Source organism: Paramaledivibacter caminithermalis DSM 15212, from assembly GCF_900142245.1.
Lineage (GTDB): Bacteria > Bacillota > Clostridia > Peptostreptococcales > Caminicellaceae > Paramaledivibacter > Paramaledivibacter caminithermalis.
The window spans coordinates 1-3,399 of the sequence record NZ_FRAG01000115.1; the positions used below are offsets into that span (position 1 = coordinate 1).

5 protein-coding genes are annotated in these 3,399 nt (G+C 28.6%); all 5 read right to left on the reverse strand.

The features are described 5' to 3' along the window. Nucleotides 1-27: 27 nt before the first annotated feature. The 5 genes from BUB36_RS18590 to BUB36_RS18610 all read right to left on the reverse strand — a co-directional run bounded on the left by BUB36_RS18590 (nucleotide 28) and on the right by BUB36_RS18610 (nucleotide 2,907). Nucleotides 28-1,374 carry a peptidoglycan-binding domain-containing protein gene (locus BUB36_RS18590; RefSeq protein ID WP_073153763.1) on the reverse strand — a complete coding sequence of 449 codons (1,347 nt, stop codon included), beginning with the start codon at nucleotides 1,372-1,374 and terminating at the stop codon, nucleotides 28-30. Nucleotides 1,375-1,402: 28 nt separating this feature from the next. Beyond that, complete coding sequence (locus tag BUB36_RS20265; protein WP_106406531.1) at nucleotides 1,403-1,576, reverse strand: LysM peptidoglycan-binding domain-containing protein; 174 nt, start codon at nucleotides 1,574-1,576, stop codon at nucleotides 1,403-1,405. 84 nt (nucleotides 1,577-1,660) lie between these two features. After that, entirely contained in the window at nucleotides 1,661-1,987 is a 327-nt protein-coding gene (locus tag BUB36_RS18600; protein ID WP_073153766.1) for an N-acetylmuramoyl-L-alanine amidase, read from the reverse strand. A gap of 149 nt (nucleotides 1,988-2,136) precedes the next feature. Then, nucleotides 2,137-2,370 carry a BhlA/UviB family holin-like peptide gene (locus BUB36_RS20590; RefSeq protein WP_073153773.1) on the reverse strand — a complete coding sequence of 78 codons (234 nt, stop codon included), beginning with the start codon at nucleotides 2,368-2,370 and terminating at the stop codon, nucleotides 2,137-2,139. Then, nucleotides 2,371-2,907 carry an RNA polymerase sigma factor gene (locus BUB36_RS18610; RefSeq protein ID WP_073153769.1) on the reverse strand — a complete coding sequence of 179 codons (537 nt, stop codon included), beginning with the start codon at nucleotides 2,905-2,907 and terminating at the stop codon, nucleotides 2,371-2,373. Nucleotides 2,908-3,399 lie beyond the last annotated feature (492 nt).

Consider the following 3,399-nt stretch of genomic DNA (forward strand, 5'->3'; position numbering starts at 1 on the left):
AAAAAAACAATTAAATGAGTTTATGAACTATTTTATAGCTTCGCTACCTACTGTTTTAAAGGAAAAGCTGGCTATTTTGTGCTGCGAAAGTTGAGGTTCTAATATTATTTCTTCATAGATTTTTTGTTTGAAAACATCACCTGCAATAGTACTTTTTATTACTTTTGAAGCACCAATGACAATGTTTGGACCATTCCATGTAAGCCTACCTTGTACATTTATTGTAAGTTTTGGAAAGTTTCCATTTATATATACTTCAGCACCTTCTTCATTTTCAAGTCGTAATATTATGGATTTTATCATATCAACACTCATTTTTGCATCATGATCACTAACTTGCAAAGTAGGAAAATTATTTAGATTAATGACTGTAACTGGTGTAGAATCATCGCATGTAATTTTTACCATATCTTTACCTGGTGAAGCATCAAGTTTAACTTTATATGTAACTTTTAAAGCACCAGCAAATATTGGCCCATACTCCCAAGAGCGCGAAGCTCCTAACGCTGTTCCTGATACGTCTATGTTATATTCACTTAGAATTTTAGCTAATCCTCCAGCTGATATAGCTTCTGATATTAGGGCATGTTCAGCTGCACTTGTTCCTTTCCTTTTCCAGTAAACAGCTTCTTCTAGAATATCACTTGTTTGTTCACCGACTACTCCATCAACCAATATACTCCAATCTCGTTGCATATTTTTTACTGCAGTTTTTGTATTTCTATAAAATAGTCCGTCTAATTTATCATGATAGCAATCTAATTTTTTAAGCATTCTTTGAAGATGTGCAACATCAGTTCCTCTATCTCCATATTCTAAAATACCTCTATTATGTCCATATCTATAAAATTTATAACTAGAAGTTAGATTATCAACACCTTCTTTATCTAATCCCGTTGCTACTAACATATCATTATAATCATTAATATTGTCATAAATTTTCACTTTTAACGTATAATTTGCATAAGAACCAGATACCTTATACCCTCTTATACAAATTAGATAATCAGTATATTTATTAATATCTATACTATGACAAAGTATAAAACGATTACCCTTTTTAGTAGTTTTATGACTAACCGAACTATCTTTTTCTAATAATAATCCCTCTCTATCGAATATATATAAATCTAAATCACTAGAATCATCCCACTCTAAATAAACATTAGCCTTACCAGAGTATCTAAAATCAAATGACATGTAATGATATTCTTCTTCCTTTATTTTATGTTCTTCAACATATAAAGTTTCATCTTTTACTCCATATTCATCTTTATAATAGGAACCCCTTTCAGCAGCATCATAAGCCTTTTTGGAATTTAAATCAAATGGATCTATTTTAGAAGGGTTTATACTACTTTTTCCTATAGCCATTATAAATCATCTCCTCTTTTGTTTGTCTTCACATAATCCTAAGTATTTGATTTGGATAAATTAAGCTACTATTTAAATCATTTAAGTTCATCAGTTCATATACTGTTGTATTAAATGATTTAGCTATAGACCATAGAGTATCTCCTGCCTTAACAGTATAGGTATCAAATGTACCAAATACGTTATTCCTAACTTTCACCAAAGGAAAGTTTAGGCCAGGACAATTAGTAGCCTTTAATTCCCTATGGCCTTTTATAATGCTAATATTGTATTTGTCACATAGATACTAGCATAAACTTGTAAGAGCTTTAAACTGAATCTGAGATATTTCTTCTACACCATAGTTTCCCTGCATACATATACCAAGAGAAATATTATTGTAGCTCTTTGTATGAGCTCCTACGGTATTTTCAGGCCTGCCCCTATAGATTTGGCCATCTTTGACTACTAAAAAATGATATCCAAATCCATTCCATCCATTTTCTATATGCCATCTATATATGTCATATACATTAGCACTTGAATGTGCAGCATGATGAATAATAATCATAGAAGGCTTATTCATTTTTTTAAGATTATTTTTAAATATTAAGTTTGTTTCTAGAATCTTCATCCTGCTCACACACCTTAAATTTATATTTTGAGAATTCTTAACCGGTTATTTCCTTCTCACTATATACAAGCAACTTTTTAAAGCAAAATGTAAACCCCCTAAATTTATTTTTTTGAATTTTATATATAAATTAAAATCAAATTTAAGTATTAATCTTCTGTTTTGAAAACAAAATTTTTGATTTCTGATACATCTTCTTTAATGTCTTCTATCACATTTAACTTTTCTGTTAAATTAGTTATAATATTTTGATATTTGTTTTCTCTTTCTTCCTGTCTTAGATCTCTTTTCTCTTGGTTTTTAAGAATATAAAATATAAGAGCTACAGTTAGTACGGTCCATATGCCATCCTTTGCAGCTATCTTTATTATCTCCTCTGACAGTCAACTCACCTTCTTTTCTTCTGTAAAAATTTTTCTTAAGTTGTTTAAAGCTCTGTTTTTAGCTCTATTAACTGCTTGTCTACTTATACCTAGTATTTGTGCTATGTCTTTTTCTGAATATCCATGTATAAATTTCATTACACTAACATTTTTTTGTTGTTTCTCCAAAAATTCAATCAACATAGAAGTGCAAACAATACTTTCTACATCAGCTATAGTTTCATCTTTCAATATATCGTAATTAATTTCTAAGTAATCTAATGATTGATTTTCTTTTGCTTTAATCAAATTTAAAGATCTTTTACTTAAATGCATATTAATATATTTAGCAATTTGCCTATTACTTGAACCCTGAAATTTCTTTATATCAATATTTTTAATTAATTTTAAAAGTTCAATTATCATATCAGTGTTTGCTTCCTCATAATGAAGACTATCACTAATTTTCTTTAAAGTGTTACTAAAATCCTTAATTATTTCGTAAATAGCGTCTTTGTCATTTTTTTTAGCTTTATTTAATTCCTCATATAAATCCATATTATTCATATCCTCCCTTTTGAAAAACTTTAAGTCTATATTAATCCCAAGCAGATTTTTGGAGGAATTTGTAAACGGGTATAAATTGACTTGTTTTGTAATAAATTGTCATATAGAACATTATCGGTATTTCATCTTATAATTTCTGTCGAAATCAAGTATGAGATTGTAAATAATTCAAAATCTGGTTTAGACATGTCTATAGTCACTATATTTATGACTATACTTGAAACCTAAAAGAAGATAGACAAATAGAAATATTAAAAGATAAGGGTATACAAAAGCTATACATTTTCATGATAAGTGATATAAATACAACCAATAGACCAGAGCAATAAATTACACAAGATTTTAAGTAGTCATATGAAAAATGAAGGAAATAACTACTAGAGAGTTTGGTAGTGTAAAAAGTTTTATGAAAAACAACAAATAACAAAAATATATCTTCTTAACCCGATAGGGTAGATGTAAATTGACGTAGTTGCCCTTGAC